The following is a 17733-nucleotide window of genomic DNA, read 5'->3' as shown; positions in this document are numbered from 1 at the left end:
TACAGCGCAGCGTCAGTCGATGTCAAACCTGACACCCTGTGCCAACGGGAGCTCGCGCCCGAAATTGATGGTGCTGGTGACGCGGCGCATATAGGCCTTCCATGCGTCCGAGCCCGCCTCGCGGCCGCCGCCGGTTTCCTTTTCGCCGCCGAACGCCCCGCCGATCTCCGCGCCGGATGGACCGATGTTGACATTGGCGATGCCGCAATCCGAGCCCGCCGCGGAGAGAAACTTTTCCACCTCGCGAACATCGTTCGAGAAGATCGAGGATGACAGGCCCTGCAGCACGCCGTTGTGCAGCACCAGCGCCGCGTCGAAGTCCGAATATTCCATGACGTAGAGAATCGGCGCGAAGGTCTCGCGCAGCACCGGGCCGGTCTGCGCCGGCATCTCGACCAGCGCTGGCCTGACGTAATAGGCCGCGGGATGCTGCTTGTCGTCGACGCGCTGGCCGCCCGACACCCTCCCGCCGAGCTTTCGCGCATCCGCGAGGGCGGCCTGCATGTTCTGGAACGCCGCTTCGCCGATCAGCGGGCCGACCAGGATGTCTTCGCTGAGAAGCGGATTGCCGATCCGAACGGACTCATAGATCTGCTTCAGCCGGGCGACGAATGCATCGTAAACGGTGGAATGCACGAACAGCCTTCGCAGTGACGTGCAACGCTGACCGGCGGTGCCGATCGCCGCGAACGCGACGGCGCGCAGCGCCAGATCAAGGTCCGCCGACGGACACACGATCGATGCGTTATTGCCGCCGAGCTCCAGAATGGCCCGGGCGAAGCGCTGGGCGAGCCGCGGCGCGATCGCCCGGCCCATTGCGGTGGAGCCTGTCGCCGAGACGAGCGGCACGCGCGGGTCATCGACCAGTCTCTCGCCGATATCCCGCCCGCCGATCAGCACGGTCGACAGGCCGGCCGGGATGTCCTGCATCCGCGCCGCCGCGCGCTCGAACAGCGCCTGCACGGCGAGCGCGGTCAGAGGGGTCTTCTCCGACGGCTTCCAGATCACCGGGTCGCCGCACACCAATGCGAGCGCGGCGTTCCACGACCAGACCGCGACCGGAAAGTTGAAGGCGGTGATGACACCCACCGGGCCGAGCGGATGCCACTGCTCCATCATCCGATGATCGGGCCGCTCGCTGGCGATGGTGAGGCCGTAGAGCTGGCGGGAGAGACCGACCGCGAAGTCGCAGATGTCGATCATCTCCTGGACCTCGCCGGTGCCCTCCGACAGGATTTTCCCGGTTTCGATGGTGACGAGACGGCCCAGCGCGGGCTTGGCGCCGCGCAGCTCCTCGCCGAGCAGGCGGACCAACTCGCCGCGCCGCGGTGCCGGTGTCGATCGCCACTGGTGGAAGGCTATTTCGGCTCGCCCGACGGCCTCGGCTACGCCGTCGGCCATCGTGTCCGGCACGCTGGCGATGGCCGTTCCGGTCAACGGCGAATGCACCGTACGCGTGCCATGGCTGGTGCGGTCCTGAGGAACGCCCAGCTCCCGGAGCAGCGAAGCAACCTCGTCCGCAAGCGTCATGTCAGAGCCCCATCGTGTGATCGAGGGCAGCCGACAGTGAATCGCGGTTTGCGGCCGGTGTCGAGTGATTTACCTAGCTCTTCGGCGGCAGAGTCTTCATCAGCCAGTCGCGCATCACGGCTGCGATGTCGTCTGAGTTCTTCTCCAGCATCATCATGTGGCCGTTGCCGTGGATGCCGATCTCGCCGAGCTTGATCATGGTGTTGTGCACGCCGGCCTGGGTCAGATAGTTCGCGGTGCAGTGATCGTATGAGGCGTGATACGACGCCTCCGACATCACGATCACGATCGGGATGCCGGCGAGGTTCTTGAGTTTGCGCGCCGGCTCCTGCTGTTGCCAGCAACGAACGAGATCCGGCCGGTCGGGCTTGTCCTGCTTGACGAAGGCGAGCTCCTCGCCGGCTTTGAGCGGCGGATCGTAAGTCAGCGGCACTTCGCCGAGCCCCGACGGCTTCTTCTTACCCATGTCGGCGAACCATTCCGGCGCGCCCTTGAATTCGGTCTCGTAGATCGGCGGGCCATTCGGCTCGACCGCGATGATGGCCTTCACCAGATTGGGTCTGGCATCCGCGATCGGCCAGTGGAAGGTGCCGGATTGCGAATGGGTGAGCAGCACCGCGGGGCCGATCCTGTCGAGCAGCGCGATGCCGGCATCGCGGTTGAGGCGCTGCTGGGTCGGGAAGTCGACCAGCGAGGGAAACTGCGAGGCGTAGAACTGGTCGAACGCCGGATCGCCAGGCTTGCCGGCACCCGGCCACTGGGTGTGCATTTTGGCCTGCGGCCAGAGGTTGAAACGTTCCGGCGCGACGAAGCGCTGCTCGGTGCGATTGAGATTGCCGTCAGCGACCTTGCCCTGCGACTGCGAGAAATGCGCGGCGCGGCCGCGCGCCACCTGATCGACCACATAGACGGCGTGGCCGCGGCGCACGAAATACTGCGCCCAGCCTTCGCGGCCATCCGGCGTGCCGGTGAAGTTGGTGCCGGTCTGGCTGCCGCCATGGATCATGACGATCGGGTAGGGATGCGACAGCGTCTTCGGGATGAAGTATTCGACATACATCTGCCCGGTCATCGGCGAGCCGGGCACGGAAGCATCGATCTTGCCGCCGACGAAGAAATAGCCGGTCTTCGCAAGCACCATCGGCGGCGGCTCGTCGGCCGCGGTCGCGACCTGCGGAGCGCTCGCAAGCAGCGCGCCGAGCAGCGACCGCAGCGCTGCGCCCAGCCCAAGTTTCTTGTTGCTCATCCCGTGCATGCTAGCCTCCCTGATTTGGGAGGATGCTAGAACGCCGCGCGCGGAAACGAAATCAGGTCTTGATCGAATTGGCGAGGCGAGTGGGCGCTGCCCATCCCGCCCAACTTCGGGCTAGTACCCGAACTGCTCGCGCAAAATGCGCTCGTCAAGGCTGTGGCCTGGATCGAACAGCATCTGCATCGACACGGTGTAATCCATGCCGATCTCGACCTCGCGCACGGAGCCCACCTCGGCGTGATCGGCGACGGCGGCAACCGGGCGCCGCTTCGGATCGAGCACGCGGATCGTGACCTTGGCGCGGTCGGGCAACAGCGCGCCGCGCCAGCGGCGCGGCCGGAACGGGCTGATCGGGGTGAGCGCGAGCAGCGGCGCGTCGATCGGGATGATCGGGCCCTGGGCGGAAAGATTGTAGGCCGTCGAGCCCGCGGGCGTGGAGACCAGCACGCCGTCACCCATCAGGTCGGGCATGCGCTCCTGGCCATCGATCTCGATCGCCATCCGCGCCACCTGATAGGTCTGGCGGAACAGCGACACCTCGTTGATGGCGTAGTGCTCGTGGAGCCGGCCGCGGGTGTCGCGGGCTCGCATCGTCAGTGGATGGATCACCGCGACGTGCGCAGCGGCAAGCCGGTCGCGGAGCTTCGTCTCCGAGAAGTCGTTCATGAGGAAGCCGATGGTGCCGCGGTGCATGCCGTAGATCGGCTTGTCGGTATGCATCAGCTTGTGCAGGGTTCGCAGCATGAGACCGTCGCCGCCGAGCGCCACCACAACGTCGGCTTTCGATGGCGCGACATTGCCGTAGCGCCTGGTCAGGCTGGCCAACGCCTTGCGTGCCTCCGGCGCAGGGCTCGCGACGAAGGCGATCCGCTCGTATCCTGTCTTGCGAAGCATGGCGCGGCCACCGACCCCCGGCGCGCCCATGCCATCGGGACTGCCATCAAGGCGAGGGACCATGGAACGCGCGGTGTTCGTGTATACGACTTGGCCCTCGGCTGTCGAGGCGGAGGCCGCCGGCCGGCAGCTGGTGGAGCGCCGGCTGGCGGCCTGCGTGAACATCCTGCCCCATATGACCTCGATCTATCGCTGGCAGGGTGCGGTCGAGCGCGGCGAGGAGGCGGTGATGATCGTCAAGACCCGGGCGTCGCTCGCCGCCGACGTGTCCGACGCGGTGAAAGCCCTGCACAGTTATGAGACACCGGCGATTCTGGTGATGCCGCTGGAAAGCGTGGAAAAATCCTATCTCGGCTGGCTGCTCGCGGCGACCGGCGAGGCCGAGGTCAAAGATTAGCCGCGAAAGAAGTGCCGGCGCGCCGGTTGACACATCGACGAACGATCCCAGGTGAGGGCGAGCGGAGCCGCGGTCGTTGCGGTTCCGCGTGACGGGCGAAACCCGCAAACCCCAACGCCATAGGGAGCGTGACATGAGACTGAGCCAAGCACGCGTCGAGCAGGCCCTCAGCCAATTCGAAGCCCAGGTCCTTCCCGAGGACCACCCGTCGATGGAGAAGATCCGGGGCCTGTGGGGCGATCATACCTATTTCCTCGCTCCCAATGGCTTGAACATCGTCGAGCCGATCGAGCGCGACGACTCGGGTGCCGAGGTCGCGGCGGTGGTCAATCTCGCGACCTGGACCGACGACAGTGCAACGAGTCTTTCGCCGCATGCGCCGCAAACGACCGAGGTCCTGGTTGAATTGGAGGCCGAAGGCGAGAAATCCGAAGACACTGGCGTGAAATCGCATCTGCGGCACTGAGCGTCTCGGGATTTGGTCGGCAATCCGGCTTTGGAACGCGCTGACCGCGCGTTTCAAAAAGTGCTCCGCTCGATTGCGTGCGGAGATCGATAGGAATGGCCCGATGCCGGCTTCCCGGCATCGGGCCATTGTTTTGCCGCGGAATCTTGGTGTCTTAAGGCAACCAGGATCGCGAACGCGCGTTTGTTCGTTCATCGGCCTTTAGCATCGCGGTGTTTGCCGCCGCCGAGCACCTGCTCACGAAACCGCCGCGGCAGCCGGCGATGCGATCAATCTACGACCAACGTCCGCTACGGAAATCTCCGCGGCGAACGATCTCTTGCAACGATCATATTTCGTGAAAGGAGCGTTCGATGGAGCACAAACCGCTAGAACAGCTGCGAAACCAAGCGGCGATTGTCGAACTTGAAAAACGCGTCGCGCCGTCGCCGCGCGAGTTGCGCCGGATGCGATTGCAAAGACTGGCCCACGTGCTGGCGCAGCATGCCGGTCCCGTAACATTGCTGACCAGGATCGAATATCTTCCGGAACCTGACCGCCTGCCACTCAGGATCGATAACTCGCCACTTGAGATCGCCTACCGCGATCCGGTGCTGCGCGCGCAGGGCCTCGCGGGCGATCGGCTGGCCGACGGCATGACATTCTTCGACCTGTCGCAGGCGGAAGTGCATTACCTTTTGTGCGACTGCCACTACAGCGGCATGATCACCGGCGACATGATCGCAGCGCGGGCGCGTTCGGTCGCGAACCGGGTGAGCATCGGTGAGATGCTTGCCAAAGTCGGCGGTTCTCTGCGGCAGTGGTTCGGACGCGGCTGAGGTCCCGCTCGAAAATCGAGCCTCGCGACGACATCGCGATGCGGCGGCTCGACGCGCGTGCGGGTCCGGCTGACGTCTTCAAGAAAAGCACCATGAAATTTTTGTCATGATGCGCTCTCCAGCCGTAGTCAAAACCGCGTCGATTTGGCGTCAGCCGGGTTGAAAATAACCCAAAAGCGCGATTTGAACGTTCGCATTCAACTCGCCGTGAAGCGCGAGGAAAACCATTCTACCCGGCCATGAATTCGCCTTGGCGCCGCCTGCCGGCAAACCCAAGCCGCAACGGCGGTTCATACACCTGAACGACAGGTGTCAACCGTTCTCAGAGGCCGTTCAGCGCCGCAGCCGATAATGCCCTCACAAAGCGCAAGACCGGCAATCGGGCCGGCGCGCGAAACAGGGATTACGATCATGCTGAAGTCACTCGCTGCGGCTCTCCTTGCCGCCTCCGTCATCGCCTCGCCGGTGCTGGCGCAGGCTGCTGCGACCAACACGGCCTCCGCCACGACGGCCGAAATGACCAAGGGTGTGGTCAAGACGGTCAACGGCAAGACCCACAAGGTCGTCAAGCATGCCAAGCACCGCAAGCACATCAAAGCGGTGAGCAACACCAAGATGAAAAAGCACATCAAGGTCGCGCGTCATGGCCGCCATCACGTCAAGCATGTGGCGACCGTGAAGGCCGCGCCGGCAAAGCCTGCGGCGGTGACCACGGGTAGCGCGCCGAAGGCCGGCAACTGATTGGTTGCTTCGCTGTTCGGGCACTGGGGGCCGGCCGCAAGGCCGGCCTTCAGCTATTTCGGCCTGTGCTAAATTGCCGATCGCGATTCGTATTCCGGGGAGACATATGACACGCCTGACTGCTGCGCTGATTTTGCTTGCCGTATCCGCTGCGCCGTCGTTCGCCGACGACATCACCGATGCGATGGACCAGGCGCGCAAGGCCTATCAGGCCGGCGATCTCGGCTCAGCCAAGCAATCGCTCGATCTCGCGTCGCAACTCATCGGCCAGAAGAATGCCGACGCCTTCGCGGTGCTGCTCCCCAACGCGCTGCCCGGCTGGAAGGCCGAGAAGGCGCAGACCACGGCGCTCGGAGCTGCGGGCTTCGGCGCCTCGACCGCGAGCCGCGCCTATACCAATGCCAAAGGCGATCGCGTCGAGGTGCAGATCTCCGGCGATTCCGCGATCGTGACGCAGATTGCGACCTTTCTGAACAACCCGGCGATGGCCGGCGCCATGGGCAAGCTCGTCAAAGTCGGCAATCAACGCGCGATCCAGGACGGCGATGGCAACGTCAAGATGGTGGTCGCCAACAAGTTCCTGATCTCGGTCGAAGGCTCGGCCGATGGCGCGTCCAAGCTCGCCTACGCGCAGGCGATCGACGTGGCAAAGCTGTCGAAGATGTGACGATGCCCGGTGGCACGAAGGCCACCGCGAGCCGCGCTTCTGCCAGCACGACGATCGATGAGTGCCGTGCAGATACCCGCTAGAATGCGGGGCATCTTATTAATGCATGCTCGGAAGCTTATCCTTAGACCGGCGGATGTTTTCTAGAATACGGCGAGATAGCGCAGCAGCGAAAGAATGCCGATAATTACAACGATGACGCGGACGATCTGTTTGGCGCGGCCGTCGATCGGCAGCAAGTTCACCAGATAGAGAACCAGAATGATAACAACAAAGGTAATCAGGGCGCTGATGAGCGTGGCCATGGCCGATCCTTTCGCCGAGAGGGCGGCGTGATACGAGACAATGTCGGGCCGACATCCGGCCGCGCCGATAACCAACGGTTCCGCGTTCGGTTCCACCGGCCATTGTCCGTCCCCTGAAAAGCCATCGGGGCGCCCGCACAGCGGACGCCCCGATCGATTGGACGGCTACAGGCCTTCGGGCTCAGACGGTTTTCAGGTGCGTCTTGCCGGCCTTTTCCGGGTCTTCGATGGGCTTGCCGCGCTTGATGTTCAACCGCCGCATGTCGGCTTCGCTGAAGTCGTGGTCGGTCTTGAAGCCCGATGCGCGGATGCCGGCGATGGCGCAAAGGTCGTCGACCTCGTTGGTGTCGCCGGTGGTGGCAATCGCGCCGATCACCTCGCCCTCATTGTCGCGAATGAGCTGGCCGCCGCCTTCGAGGAACATGGGACCGTCGGCGAGCTCCATGAAAGACTGCATGAACAGCGGCTTGTCCTTGGCCTTCTGCAGCACCTGGCGGGACTCGCGGCCCATGGCCAGCGCCGCATAGGCTTTGCCGTAGGAGACTTCGAAGCGCAGCAACGAGGCGCCGTCCTGCTTCATCGCACATTTCATGCGTCCGCCGGCGTCGAGCAATACGGCAGTCAGCGGATAGGCGTTGCGGCGCTTCGCTTCGGCGAAGGTCTCATTGATGATCTTGACGGCCTCGTCGAGCGTGATCGCGCGCATGGTAATTCCTCCATATTGCAGCCGTCCGGGACAGACTTGGATCAAGCCAGCCGACATCCGGCTTCGAATGAGATGGAGACTTATAGGCTGCGCCTTGCGACGAGGCGAGGGGCTTTGCGCCGTACCGCCCCGAAGAACGGATGCAAGATAACCGGTGCCTGGAAAATCGGACACGCGCCGGGAACAGGTTAGACGCCGGCGCGTACCGATGCGCTGCTGCCGCAGTTAGAAACCGGCAAAATCAACTGCGTCCGTCGTTCCCCATTGTGACCGGTTGCCACCCGGCGTGTGCCTAATCCAACGCCAACGCACCGGAAAGGTTTCGGAACCAAAGCATCATTGCATTGTTGTTCGGTCGAATGTGCGAGGACAAACTTCATGTCGCTTCTGAAATGGGCGCTGATATTCCTGGTGATCTCTCTCGTGGCCGCGTTGTTCGGCTTCACCGGTATCGCGGCCGCAAGTGCAGATATTGCGCGCATTCTCTTTTACATCTTCGTGGTGATCTTTCTGGTCTTGTTGGTTTTGGGACTTACTATTTTTCGGGCATAGTCGCCCATCGAACATCTCGTTCGAGAATTCGAAAGCATGGCGTCAAACTTTGAGCTTTCGCCTCAGGTATCGCAGCGATGTACGAGATTGCGGGCCGACAATACCCGTGCCCTTAATTTCCGCACGGATCGGCCGCACATTGTGCAAGGAAATCCCCGCCTAATGTCTTTCAGTCCGTGTGCTATCAATGCATACCACTTTGGCGTGCTTGCCTTTGGCGTGATTTCTGCGAAAACCCGCGCTTTCCCAGGAGATTGGTATGGCTAAACAAAGTCTCGCCTCGATGTCGGTGGAAGCCCTTTTCAAACTTCGCGATGAAGTGGCCGAGGCTATTTCGAGTCGTGCCGAAGACCTTCGCAAGCAGCTTTCCAAATTAACCGGTGATAAACCCACACGCGGCAGCGGCAGAAAGCGCAAAGGCCGCAAGGTCGCGCCGCAGTTTCGCAGCAAGCAGGATCCGAGTCTGGTCTGGTCCGGTCGCGGGGCACTGCCGCGCTGGATGAAAGAGGAAATGAAAGGGACCAAACTCAAGAAGGAAAGCTTTCGCATCAAAGAATAAAATTAGAGGTATTCCAATCCGGATTTGCAGAAAGGTCGGCATTGCGCCGACCTTTCTTATTGGTGGTATTGCTGTTCGGCAACGAGTGCTTACCGTCGGGCAAGCCACCGCATGACGCCTGCGAACAGGCCGGGCGTTCGCAGGATCTCAAAGCAGAAGGCGGCGAGCGGCAGCAGTATTGCAATCGTCAGCACCGGCTTTTCCAGGCTGGGGCGCGTGAGGCCCAACGTGCCAGGCACGATCAGAACGATTGACGCCGCCACGACCGCAAGAAACATCGAAACGAACACCCGGGTGCCGAAGCCTTCGGTGCGCGACGGGATCATCCCGGCGAAGACGTAGACCGAACCGCAGGCGAAGGCGCCCAGCAATGCAACGACAATCACCGCCATGTGCAACGACAACATGGCGGCGACGACCACAACCAGGATGATGAAGAAAACGTCCGATCGGCGGATCATGCGATTCCAGTGATCCCTTGGTATTTCATCACTGCCTGCGCCCGGCGTCTACGCCTTCCTTAGGCCGGCACACATGATGTTAAGGGCAACCGCGCGGGCGGAGGAGTGCCCCGGGCACCGCGGACGGTTGCAGGAATGCATTTCTCGATCCAGGGACGGCGAATGACAGTGACGCCGCCATGGAGTTTTTGGGGAGATCGCGGGGGCACTGTGTTGCCGGTCACATCGCCGTCCGAGAGCGTCTTCTAGAGTTACAGCATGAATGTGAAAGCTTGCCTGCCGACGTTCGACGAACTCTATCTCACGGTGATCGCCGAATGGCCCGGCGTGCTGCGGCTGCCGGTGCGTAACACCGGCGACGGGCTGGTGGTCGACGGATTGAACGATTTGCACGAGGCGTTGTCGTCGCAATGGATCGGTCATGAGCTCGAGGTGCTGATGCGGACGCTGCATCAGACGATTTGTTGCGCGATCCACGCCGCATTCGCTTGCGAGCCGGTCGTGGTGGTGGCGCAGCTCAAGCCGGCACGCGGCAAGTTTGAGGCGAGCCTGCGCCGTACATTGATCATGCCGACCTGGGACGATGCCGATCGCCGGACGGTCAGGAACTATTTCAACACGTGATGGCGAGCCGGCAAAAACAGCCCGCCGGCAATTGGCGGGCTGTTGGTTTTCTGTTCGCTCTGCGCCGTCCCGCTCAGATCAGCGGGAATCCATGCCGTTCGCGCCCGGCGAGGCGCTGGTGCCCGAGCGGCCCGAACGGTCCAGGCTGGTGTTGGATGGATCGCCGGTTCGACCGCTGCCGGTGGTGACGCCGCCGGTGCCGACACCGCCATTGGCGGAGGTGCCGCGGTTCATCGATCTGGTCCCGGCACCGTTCGTGTGATGCTTGTTCTGCTGGACGCCGCGTTCGCCCGGCTGTTGTGACGCGCCTGCCGCCAATGCGCCGGCCGAGCTCGCCAGCACGATCGCTGTGACCATCAAAGCTTTCTTCATGGGCTGCTCCTGTTGGACATGGGGTCAACAGGTGGGCTTCCGCATCGTTCCGCTCAAACAGCGGCAGGGTGCCGATCACGTTCCGGCGAGCGCCATCAAGCTGTCGCGCTCACGCTGGGGTACACGCGCACCTTGGCACACGCGATGCAATTAACGCTGCCTGTTAGCGTTAGCATCACGCTCCGCTGGATTTATTTCCTTCACATAGTACCGCTGAAGCTGAAAGGCTGACGGTGCAGGTTTAAGTCGTGCATTCGCTCGAAGACGATGAGGTGGCGGCGCTGCTCGGGCGGCGCGTGCGCGTCCGCAACGGCAAGTACAGCTTCGTTGGAACGCTGAGCGGCCCGAGCGACCGGAAATTTCCGCGCGGGCCAGATGGCACTGCCTATGGCTGTGTGCTCGAAGGCTGGAACTTCCGGCTCGAATTCGCGTGGTGGGATTGGACCATCACGCCAGTCGGCCGGCGCACGCAATCGATCGCTGCGGAATAACGCAGGCGAAATCCTGAAAATCCGGATTGGGTCAGATCAGATCCTGATCGACCACGACCTTCATCAGCGCGCCGCGCGACAGGCTGATCTTCGGGCGCTGTTCGACGACCGGCGGTGCACGCCGCGCGCGTTCGTAGAGGTCGGCACCGTAGTCGCCGCCATGAACGATGAGATCGTCCTTGCTGCAGGTTTCGGCGAGCGCAAGCGCGATGGATTTCAAGTGCACCCGCTTGAAGCAATAGAGCGCGAGCAGCGCCCGGCTGGTGGCGGGTATGGTCCGGACCAATGTGGCGAGCCCTTCGGGGTTCGCGCGATAAAGGTCCCCCAGGAGGGGTTCGGGAACGGGGCAGGGCTCTTCAACCGGAAGCTGATAGGCGCGCATCGCATTCTCCGTTTTGCGGAGAATGCGAATCAAGTCGTTAAGATGTCGTAAACTCTGTTGGTTCCATCGGTAAATATCCGATTCCGGGGCATGCGGAGTTTGAAACGGTACGCCGGAGACCCTGAATGCTCGCAGCCGACCTGGCTTTCCTCGCCGCGCTCGCCGTCATGATCGGGGCCAATCTCTATTTCGCGCCGAAGGTCGGCGGGCGGATTGCCATGCAATGGGGCTTTGACGGAAAGCCGACCTGGTACGCACCGAAGCGTGTCGCGATGTGGGGAATGGTGGCGCTGGCCCTGATGGTGCGGCTTCTGATCTATTTCGCCATGACTTATACGCCGGAGAGGGTCCACGGCCCGGAGATCGGACTCTTGCTTGCCTCGATCATCATCGCCGCCGTGCATATCGGAATTTTGGCCGTGGCGGCCCGGAAGCCGTAAGACAATGAACATCGATCTCCACGGCCATCATCCAGACGATATCGTGGGCGACGTGCTGACGAAGATCGTTCAGCAAGCGTGGGAGACGGGCGCCGATCGCCTCTGCCTGATCCACGGGCATGGCAGAGCGCGAGGCCGCTCGCCGGGCTTTTACAACACCAAGACGGGATACTTTGGTCTCGCCCTGCGGCGGCGGTTTCGGCACAGCGTGTTGCTGCGCCAGTGGATCAAGTACACGACGCTCGATTGCCGTCGCTGGGGCGAAACGACCGTCAAGCTGAAAGCAAACCCATCGCCGTCACGAGCGGCGTTGGATCCGGACATCCTGCCTGAGCCGAGGTTTCGGTGAGGCGAGGGCGCCAAGTCGGCGCCGGTGGCCCAGCAGGCCAAGCCAACGGTTTGCAAGACTGCTGCCGTTCAGTTGAACTGGGCCTTGGGGACGGCCGAGAGGGGACCAACCGCATGCTCCGAAATGTCGTCGTCACGCTGGTCTTGCTTGCGGTGAACATCGGACACGCCACGGCCGGCGAAATCCGCGTGCTTGCCGCCGTTGCGGTGAAAGATCCGCTCGATCGCCTGGCGCAGACATTTACGCGGGCCACGGGCCACAAGATCACTGTCAGCTACGGCCTGACCGGGCCGATCCTCGCCGACATCAAGGCCGGCAAGCCGGCCGATGCCATCGTGTTGCCGGAGCAGGGCAAGGTGGCACTGGCTGGCGCCGGCCTGTTGGACAAACCGGTGCCGGTCGCAGCGAGCCTGGCGGGCGTCGGCGTCCGGGCCGACTCACCGACGCCGGACGTGACCACCCTCGAGGCGTTCAAGGCTGCGCTGCACGCCGCGCCGTCGATTTCCTATACGGACCCCAAGAGCGGTGGCGCGTTCGGCCAGTATCTGGGCCGCGCGCTCGCCGAGATCGGTATGGCCGATGAAGTGGCGCGCAAAGCGGTGCTGGTGGCCGGCAGTCATCTCGTCGTCGTGAAGGTGGCGAACGGTGAAGCGGCTCTTGGCATCACCTTCAAGAGCGCGATCGTCACCACACCCGGCTTGAAGTTTGCCGGCACTCTGCCGCGTCCCCTGCAAGATCGGGAGCCGTTCACGGCCGGTGTGCTGAACAATGCACAAGAGCCGGACATCGCGCGGGCGTTCGTCGCAAGCCTGACGACGCCGGAGGCTGCGGCGATCTGGACGGATCTCGGGTTTGCTCCGGGGCTGATGCCGCATTGACGGTGCGCGTTTGTCCGCATCGCGAGCGTCGAGTTCGCAAACCTAACCAATGAGGAAGACGACGTTGGTTGTGAGTTGCGAGAAAATCTTGCCGACTAAGTGAAGAGATAGATCGGCACTCCAACCATGATGGCCAACGCCAAAGCAATGAGGACCACACGCCCGACTTTCGCGATGGACGAGGCTTCATCCCAATTATTTCCGGGAGTGCGGTTGAGCCACTCTCTGAAACGGCCGAGCAAGCGTCCGTCGAAGTCCCAGGGGATCATGGGACGAAAAATAGCAAAAGTTCCTGCCGTGTGAATGACGGGGGTCGAAGCAAGCATCGCCATGGTGAAGGACAGCTTCCTTGAACGAACCATGCGTAGGCTGACCTATCTCCAGCGCTCGATCGCACAGACCAAAAAGAAGGCCCCGCACACGGAGAGGCGGGGCCTGAGGTGAAGACGGGAATGGCGTGTGTAAATCACGAGGCCCTTCCGCGGTGAAGCTCCGTGATTTGGAATTGGTGGAGGGTGGTGTCCCTGTCAGACGAGGACCGGGTGCGCCGGCGGTCTGAACGGCCGCAAGGCTCAGAACAAAAATTCCGTCGGCTCTCGAATTTCATGTGCCCGCTTGCTTGGACGAAGAAGGTCCTCCAGGTCACGGTCCAACTGCTCAAGTTCATCTTCGAGCGAAACGCCGCACAGCTTCATGGCGGCTTCCACGCCGCGAATGAGCGACCACATCGTGGACTGCTCTGATGGCGTCAGGGGCTCCGACGCGATCTTGATATATGCATCCGCCAGATGCTTTCGCGAAATGGCGATGAACTGCTCGATCTCTTTCGAATGCAAACTTTCACCCAATACACTTGCCGGCGGATATGCGCACAACCGGTCATCGAGTTTCGATAGAACTCGTCACATGGTTAAAGCACAAAGCAGGAATGTATATAATTTTGCTGCTCTTCGGCCGTGCTCAACCTGATCCTGTCGCGGGGAAGGTCGCGAACGCCAAGAGTGATCGCCCACGATCAAAGGTTGCAAATCAGTCTCTTCACTCGAAAAGAACGCGATGACTTTGGCGAGTCTTGAACACGACGCGCTCGTTGCAAGTCCGCATTAGTCGAACTCCAAATTTGAGCGTTAGGAATACACTGACTCGAGATCGCAAAGACGATCTCACGGGGAGCGGACGTGAATATCGGCCGTCCTGTGTAAAAGCTCATCTGAATGGAGGAGGGACACTCGACGAATTGAAAGCATACCTTACGCTGACAGAAATTCGCGCAACCTGGAGAACTTGATGTCTAAGCGTAGGCGTAAACCAAAAGACGCTCCACTTGCGGCTATGTCGATCGATGCGCTGTTCAAGCTGCGAGACGAAGTGGCTGACGCCATATCGAGCCGTGCTTCTGAACTTCGTAAACAGCTCGCGCATCTGACAGGGACCGAGACCAAGCCGGGTCGTAAATCCAAGATGGCGGGCCGCAAGGTCGCCCCTCAATTCTGCAGCAAGAAAGATCCGAAGCTCACCTGGTCCGGACGCGGTCAAGAGCCGCGCTGGATGAAGGAAGAGATGAAGGGGACGAAGCTCAAAAAGGAAGACTTCCGCATCGCATAGGCTCGCCGGGACTGCATTCGCCGGAAGGAATTCGGCAACGCACTCAACGTGAGTGAAGCGATCTGCCGCCAAAGCCAAAAAATTAGAAGACCCCGCACACGGAGGGTGGCGGGGTCTTGTTCCGAGCAAGCTCTCGGGGGAGGGGCACTTGCTCGTACTGACCTATCAATTCGCAAACGGGAAAATCGTTCCAGCGTGACGTTGGTCACGCCGCGAAAATTTGTCGGTTCGTAAAGAGTGGCCGACGGTCGCGCGGTAAAATTTCGCGGGACAGTTGCAGGTCTCTTCGACGACGATTGCGGGATGAGCAATTTCACCGGGCGCGGATAGCAATGGTCCTCGCACTTGTTGGTGCAAACTTCCATTGAGAGTGGTGGCTCCGGCTGCCAGCTCGCCCATTTTTGGCAAGCAAGTACGCAAGCCGAGGGCTGTCCTCTTTGGCATGCAGGAGGCGTTCGAATGAGGCGAACTATCCGAGAACGAATGTTGCGGTTTTTGTGTCTGGCAAAACCGCTGCTGCGTGCCGCCTATGCCGCGTATGCCGAAGCGGGAAAGGCGAGAAAAATGCCGATAATTCGCGGGAAACTGTGGTGCCGGGCGAGGGGATTGAACCCCCGACCTTCGGTTTACAAAACCGCTGCTCTACCGCTGAGCTAGCCCGGCGCTCCGACTCTCTTACTACCCGATCCTGTCGATTTTGCCACTGCCTGTATGGGGCCGCCTGCCCGGGCGGGCGATTGCGAATTCCGGCGCGATTTCCATGGCTTGCGCTGGTTGCGGGCGCCTGGCCGTTGACTTCCCGGGGGCTGGTCCGGATAAGCACCGGCGGGGCCGCGCTGCGGCGCCGGGGCCGATAAGGGACCATCGTGGCACACGGACGCAAGATTGCGGTGATCGGGCTGGGCTATGTCGGCCTGCCGGTTGCGGTCGCGTTTGCCCGCAGCGGCGTGCCGGTGTTGGGCTTCGACATCGACAAGAGCCGGATCGAGGAACTGCGCGCGGGCCGCGACAGGAGCCGCGAGATCGAGCCGTCCGACCTGCATCATCCGACCTTGCGCTACGAAAGCGATGCCGCGGCGCTTTCGGGTTGCGACTTTTTCATCGTCACGGTGCCGACGCCGGTCGACGCAGCGCATCAGCCCGACCTGACGGCAATGCTCGCAGCCTCGCGCACGGTTGGCGCGGCGCTGAAGCGGGGCGGCGTAGTGGTTTACGAGTCGACGGTCTATCCCGGCGCGGTCGAGGAGGACTGCGTACCGGTCCTGGAGCAGGTATCCGGGCTCAAGGTCGGCAAGGATTTTTCCATCGGCTATTCGCCCGAGCGCATCAATCCGGGCGACAAGGCGCATCGCTTTGAGAACATCGTCAAGGTGGTGTCGGGCTTCGACGAGAAAACCCTTGATCTGATCGCCGACGTTTATGGCTCCGTGGTGAAGGCCGGCGTGCATCGTGCGCCTTCGATCAAAGTCGCCGAAGCCGCTAAGGTGATCGAAAACTCGCAGCGCGATCTCAACATCGCCTTCATGAACGAGCTGTCGGCGATCTGCGAGGTGCTGCACATCGACACCGGCGATGTGCTGGCCGCCGCCCGCACCAAATGGAATTTTCTGCCCTTCGTGCCGGGGCTCGTCGGCGGCCACTGCATCGGCGTCGATCCGTATTATCTGACGCACCGCGCCGAGAAGGCCGGCTACCAGCCGCAGGTGATCCTCGCCGGCCGCCGCATCAATGACGGCGTCGGCAAGCGCGTGGCGCTGGAATGCGTCCGCTCGCTGTTCCGCCGCGGCGTCAGAGACGCAACGGTGACGGTGCTCGGCATGACCTTCAAGGAGAACGTGCCGGACACGCGCAACTCCAAGGTCGCCGATATCGTCCGCGAGCTTCAGGCGAGCGGCGTCACCGTGCAGGTGCACGACCCGCTGGCGATCGCTGACGAGACGAAACACGAATACGGCATCGCGCTCACGCCGATGGCGGCGCTTCAACCCGCCGACGCGGTGGTTGTCGCCGTGGCGCACGAGCCCTATGTGCGTGAAAATTGGCGGCTGGTTCAGCGGCTTTTGCGCGGCGGGGCAGGGCTCGTGTTCGACGTGCGCGGCATGCTCGATCGCGCGGCCAAGCCTGAAGGGATCGATCTGTGGCGGCTGTGAGCGAGCATCCGGTTTTGGTGACGGGCGCCGCGGGCTTCATCGGCTCGCATGTGTCGCGGCGGCTCCTCGACGAAGGCCGGCAGGTGATCGGTGTCGACAACCTCACGCCCTATTACGATCCGAAGCTCAAAGAGGACCGGCTGAAGGAGCTTGAGAAGCGCAACGGCTTCCGTTTCGTCAGGCTCGATCTGGCCGACCGTGCCGAAACCGCAGCCCTGTTCAAGGCCGAAAAGTTTCCCCACGTGGTACACCTCGCGGCGCAGGCCGGCGTGCGCTATTCGCTGCAGGATCCGCACGCTTATGTCGACGCCAACCTGCAGGGCTTCATCAACGTGCTGGAAGGCAGCCGCCACCACGGTTGCCGGCATCTTCTTTACGCGTCGTCGTCGTCGGTCTACGGCGCCAACACCAAACTCCCGTTCAGCGTTCTCGACACCGTCGACCATCCGGTCAGCCTTTATGCGGCGTCGAAAAAGGCCAACGAGCTGATGGCGCATTCGTATTCGCACCTGTTCCGGGTGCCGACGACCGGACTGCGCTTCTTCACGGTGTACGGGCCCTGGGGCCGTCCCGACATGGCGATGTGGATCTTCGCCAAGGCCATCATGGAGGGAAAGCCGATCCGGCTGTTCAACCACGGCAAGATGCGGCGCGACTTCACTTACGTCGACGATGTGGTGGAGTCGGTGGTCCGTCTGATCGAGCGGCCGGCCGTGCCCGATCCGGCCTGGTCGGGCAACCATCCGAACCCGGCGACGAGCAATGCGCCCTGGCGCGTCTATAACATCGGCAACAACCAGCCGCACGACGTGCCCTACGTGGTCGATCTCCTCGAGAAGGCGCTCGGCCGTCCGGCGCAGCGCGAGCTCGCGCCGATGCAGCCGGGCGATGTGCCTGCGACCTACGCGGATGTCGACGACCTGATGCGCGACGTGGGCTTCCGGCCCTCGACCTCGATCGAGGACGGCGTCGCGCGCTTCGTTGCCTGGTATCGCGCCTATCACGGCGTGTAAGCGCAAAAAGAAGCGCCCCATGTAAGCGTGGGGCGCAATGGGCAGGTCGGGCGGCCTCTGCGGGCCGCCCGATGTCGTTTG

At 62.3% G+C, this 17733-nt stretch carries 25 protein-coding genes and 1 tRNA gene; 15 read left to right on the top strand and 11 right to left on the bottom strand.

Features of this window, described 5'->3' with window-relative positions:
• Positions 1-12: 12 nt before the first annotated feature.
• The 3 genes from amaB to RHPLAN_RS23060 all read right to left on the bottom strand — a co-directional run bounded on the left by amaB (position 13) and on the right by RHPLAN_RS23060 (position 3676).
• Entirely contained in the window at positions 13-1530 is a 1518-nt protein-coding gene (gene amaB, locus RHPLAN_RS23070; RefSeq protein WP_068022509.1) for an L-piperidine-6-carboxylate dehydrogenase, read from the bottom strand.
• A 73-nt stretch (positions 1531-1603) separates the two neighbouring features.
• Positions 1604-2785, bottom strand: a complete 1182-nt coding sequence (locus RHPLAN_RS23065; protein WP_198164454.1) for an alpha/beta hydrolase — start codon at positions 2783-2785, stop codon at positions 1604-1606.
• Between the two features lie 111 nt (positions 2786-2896).
• A complete protein-coding gene (locus RHPLAN_RS23060; RefSeq protein ID WP_068031692.1) occupies positions 2897-3676 on the bottom strand; it encodes an NAD kinase in 780 nt (259 codons plus the stop codon).
• A gap of 61 nt (positions 3677-3737) precedes the next feature.
• On the opposite strand from RHPLAN_RS23060, the gene cutA reads away from it, so the two are divergent.
• The 5 genes from cutA to RHPLAN_RS23035 all read left to right on the top strand — a co-directional run bounded on the left by cutA (position 3738) and on the right by RHPLAN_RS23035 (position 6765).
• Complete coding sequence (gene cutA / locus RHPLAN_RS23055; protein WP_068022506.1) at positions 3738-4073, top strand: divalent-cation tolerance protein CutA; 336 nt, start codon at positions 3738-3740, stop codon at positions 4071-4073.
• Between the two features lie 133 nt (positions 4074-4206).
• Complete coding sequence (locus RHPLAN_RS23050; RefSeq protein WP_157100431.1) at positions 4207-4539, top strand: hypothetical protein; 333 nt, start codon at positions 4207-4209, stop codon at positions 4537-4539.
• Between the two features lie 353 nt (positions 4540-4892).
• A complete protein-coding gene (locus RHPLAN_RS23045; protein WP_157100430.1) occupies positions 4893-5357 on the top strand; it encodes a hypothetical protein in 465 nt (154 codons plus the stop codon).
• Between the two features lie 411 nt (positions 5358-5768).
• Complete coding sequence (locus tag RHPLAN_RS23040; RefSeq protein WP_068022497.1) at positions 5769-6098, top strand: hypothetical protein; 330 nt, start codon at positions 5769-5771, stop codon at positions 6096-6098.
• 106 nt (positions 6099-6204) lie between these two features.
• Positions 6205-6765, top strand: coding sequence for a hypothetical protein (locus RHPLAN_RS23035; protein WP_068022494.1), 561 nt, complete (start codon positions 6205-6207; stop codon positions 6763-6765).
• 143 nt (positions 6766-6908) lie between these two features.
• Here the strand turns inward: RHPLAN_RS23035 and RHPLAN_RS40960 are convergent, their stop codons facing one another.
• Positions 6909-7070, bottom strand: coding sequence for a Thivi_2564 family membrane protein (locus RHPLAN_RS40960; protein WP_157100798.1), 162 nt, complete (start codon positions 7068-7070; stop codon positions 6909-6911).
• 181 nt (positions 7071-7251) lie between these two features.
• Positions 7252-7776, bottom strand: coding sequence for a GlcG/HbpS family heme-binding protein (locus RHPLAN_RS23025; RefSeq protein WP_068022488.1), 525 nt, complete (start codon positions 7774-7776; stop codon positions 7252-7254).
• A gap of 378 nt (positions 7777-8154) precedes the next feature.
• Here RHPLAN_RS23025 and RHPLAN_RS38520 point away from each other — a divergent pair, with 378 nt between their 5' ends.
• The gene (locus tag RHPLAN_RS38520; protein ID WP_084245384.1) at positions 8155-8328 is read left to right on the top strand and encodes a DUF1328 domain-containing protein; all 174 of its coding nucleotides are present in this window, start codon (positions 8155-8157) and stop codon (positions 8326-8328) included.
• A 259-nt stretch (positions 8329-8587) separates the two neighbouring features.
• Positions 8588-8887: an H-NS family nucleoid-associated regulatory protein gene (locus tag RHPLAN_RS23020; protein ID WP_084245382.1), complete on the top strand. Its 300-nt coding sequence runs from the start codon at positions 8588-8590 to the stop codon at positions 8885-8887.
• Between the two features lie 89 nt (positions 8888-8976).
• Here RHPLAN_RS23020 and RHPLAN_RS23015 read toward each other — a convergent pair whose 3' ends face one another.
• Positions 8977-9348, bottom strand: coding sequence for a hypothetical protein (locus RHPLAN_RS23015; protein WP_068022481.1), 372 nt, complete (start codon positions 9346-9348; stop codon positions 8977-8979).
• Positions 9349-9606: 258 nt separating this feature from the next.
• On the opposite strand from RHPLAN_RS23015, the gene RHPLAN_RS23010 reads away from it, so the two are divergent.
• Positions 9607-9972, top strand: a complete 366-nt coding sequence (locus tag RHPLAN_RS23010) for a hypothetical protein (protein WP_068022477.1) — start codon at positions 9607-9609, stop codon at positions 9970-9972.
• A 78-nt stretch (positions 9973-10050) separates the two neighbouring features.
• Here the strand turns inward: RHPLAN_RS23010 and RHPLAN_RS23005 are convergent, their stop codons facing one another.
• Positions 10051-10344: a hypothetical protein gene (locus RHPLAN_RS23005; RefSeq protein ID WP_068022474.1), complete on the bottom strand. Its 294-nt coding sequence runs from the start codon at positions 10342-10344 to the stop codon at positions 10051-10053.
• A 248-nt stretch (positions 10345-10592) separates the two neighbouring features.
• On the opposite strand from RHPLAN_RS23005, the gene RHPLAN_RS23000 reads away from it, so the two are divergent.
• Positions 10593-10835, top strand: a complete 243-nt coding sequence (locus RHPLAN_RS23000) for a hypothetical protein (RefSeq protein ID WP_068022471.1) — start codon at positions 10593-10595, stop codon at positions 10833-10835.
• Positions 10836-10866: 31 nt separating this feature from the next.
• On the opposite strand, the gene RHPLAN_RS22995 is transcribed toward RHPLAN_RS23000, so the two are convergent.
• Positions 10867-11217: a hypothetical protein gene (locus RHPLAN_RS22995; RefSeq protein ID WP_084246603.1), complete on the bottom strand. Its 351-nt coding sequence runs from the start codon at positions 11215-11217 to the stop codon at positions 10867-10869.
• A 125-nt stretch (positions 11218-11342) separates the two neighbouring features.
• On the opposite strand from RHPLAN_RS22995, the gene RHPLAN_RS22990 reads away from it, so the two are divergent.
• The 3 genes from RHPLAN_RS22990 (at position 11343) to RHPLAN_RS22980 (ending at position 12884) form a co-directional block, all read left to right on the top strand.
• Positions 11343-11657: a DUF1648 domain-containing protein gene (locus RHPLAN_RS22990; protein WP_068022465.1), complete on the top strand. Its 315-nt coding sequence runs from the start codon at positions 11343-11345 to the stop codon at positions 11655-11657.
• A gap of 4 nt (positions 11658-11661) precedes the next feature.
• Positions 11662-12006 carry a Smr/MutS family protein gene (locus RHPLAN_RS22985; RefSeq protein ID WP_068022461.1) on the top strand — a complete coding sequence of 115 codons (345 nt, stop codon included), beginning with the start codon at positions 11662-11664 and terminating at the stop codon, positions 12004-12006.
• 113 nt (positions 12007-12119) lie between these two features.
• Positions 12120-12884: a molybdate ABC transporter substrate-binding protein gene (locus tag RHPLAN_RS22980; RefSeq protein WP_068022459.1), complete on the top strand. Its 765-nt coding sequence runs from the start codon at positions 12120-12122 to the stop codon at positions 12882-12884.
• Between the two features lie 95 nt (positions 12885-12979).
• Here the strand turns inward: RHPLAN_RS22980 and RHPLAN_RS39575 are convergent, their stop codons facing one another.
• The gene (locus RHPLAN_RS39575; protein WP_157100429.1) at positions 12980-13216 is read right to left on the bottom strand and encodes a hypothetical protein; all 237 of its coding nucleotides are present in this window, start codon (positions 13214-13216) and stop codon (positions 12980-12982) included.
• 240 nt (positions 13217-13456) lie between these two features.
• On the bottom strand, positions 13457-13732 hold the full coding sequence (locus RHPLAN_RS22975; protein WP_157100428.1) for a hypothetical protein: 276 nt from the start codon (positions 13730-13732) through the stop codon (positions 13457-13459).
• Positions 13733-14216: 484 nt separating this feature from the next.
• Here RHPLAN_RS22975 and RHPLAN_RS22970 point away from each other — a divergent pair, with 484 nt between their 5' ends.
• Entirely contained in the window at positions 14217-14489 is a 273-nt protein-coding gene (locus RHPLAN_RS22970; protein ID WP_068022452.1) for an H-NS family nucleoid-associated regulatory protein, read from the top strand.
• A gap of 588 nt (positions 14490-15077) precedes the next feature.
• Here RHPLAN_RS22970 and RHPLAN_RS22965 read toward each other — a convergent pair.
• A tRNA-Thr gene (locus RHPLAN_RS22965) sits at positions 15078-15152 on the bottom strand.
• A 203-nt stretch (positions 15153-15355) separates the two neighbouring features.
• On the opposite strand from RHPLAN_RS22965, the gene RHPLAN_RS22960 reads away from it, so the two are divergent.
• Positions 15356-16639 carry a nucleotide sugar dehydrogenase gene (locus tag RHPLAN_RS22960; RefSeq protein WP_068022450.1) on the top strand — a complete coding sequence of 428 codons (1284 nt, stop codon included), beginning with the start codon at positions 15356-15358 and terminating at the stop codon, positions 16637-16639.
• Positions 16636-17652: an NAD-dependent epimerase gene (locus tag RHPLAN_RS22955; protein WP_068031688.1), complete on the top strand. Its 1017-nt coding sequence runs from the start codon at positions 16636-16638 to the stop codon at positions 17650-17652. Before RHPLAN_RS22960 ends, RHPLAN_RS22955 begins: the two co-directional genes overlap by 4 nt.
• The last annotated feature ends 81 nt before the right edge of the window (positions 17653-17733 follow it).

This window comes from Rhodoplanes sp. Z2-YC6860, assembly GCF_001579845.1.
Taxonomy (GTDB): domain Bacteria; phylum Pseudomonadota; class Alphaproteobacteria; order Rhizobiales; family Xanthobacteraceae; genus Z2-YC6860.
The sequence above is the reverse complement of the archived record's forward strand: the minus strand, read 5'-3'. Positions and strand labels throughout refer to the sequence as shown.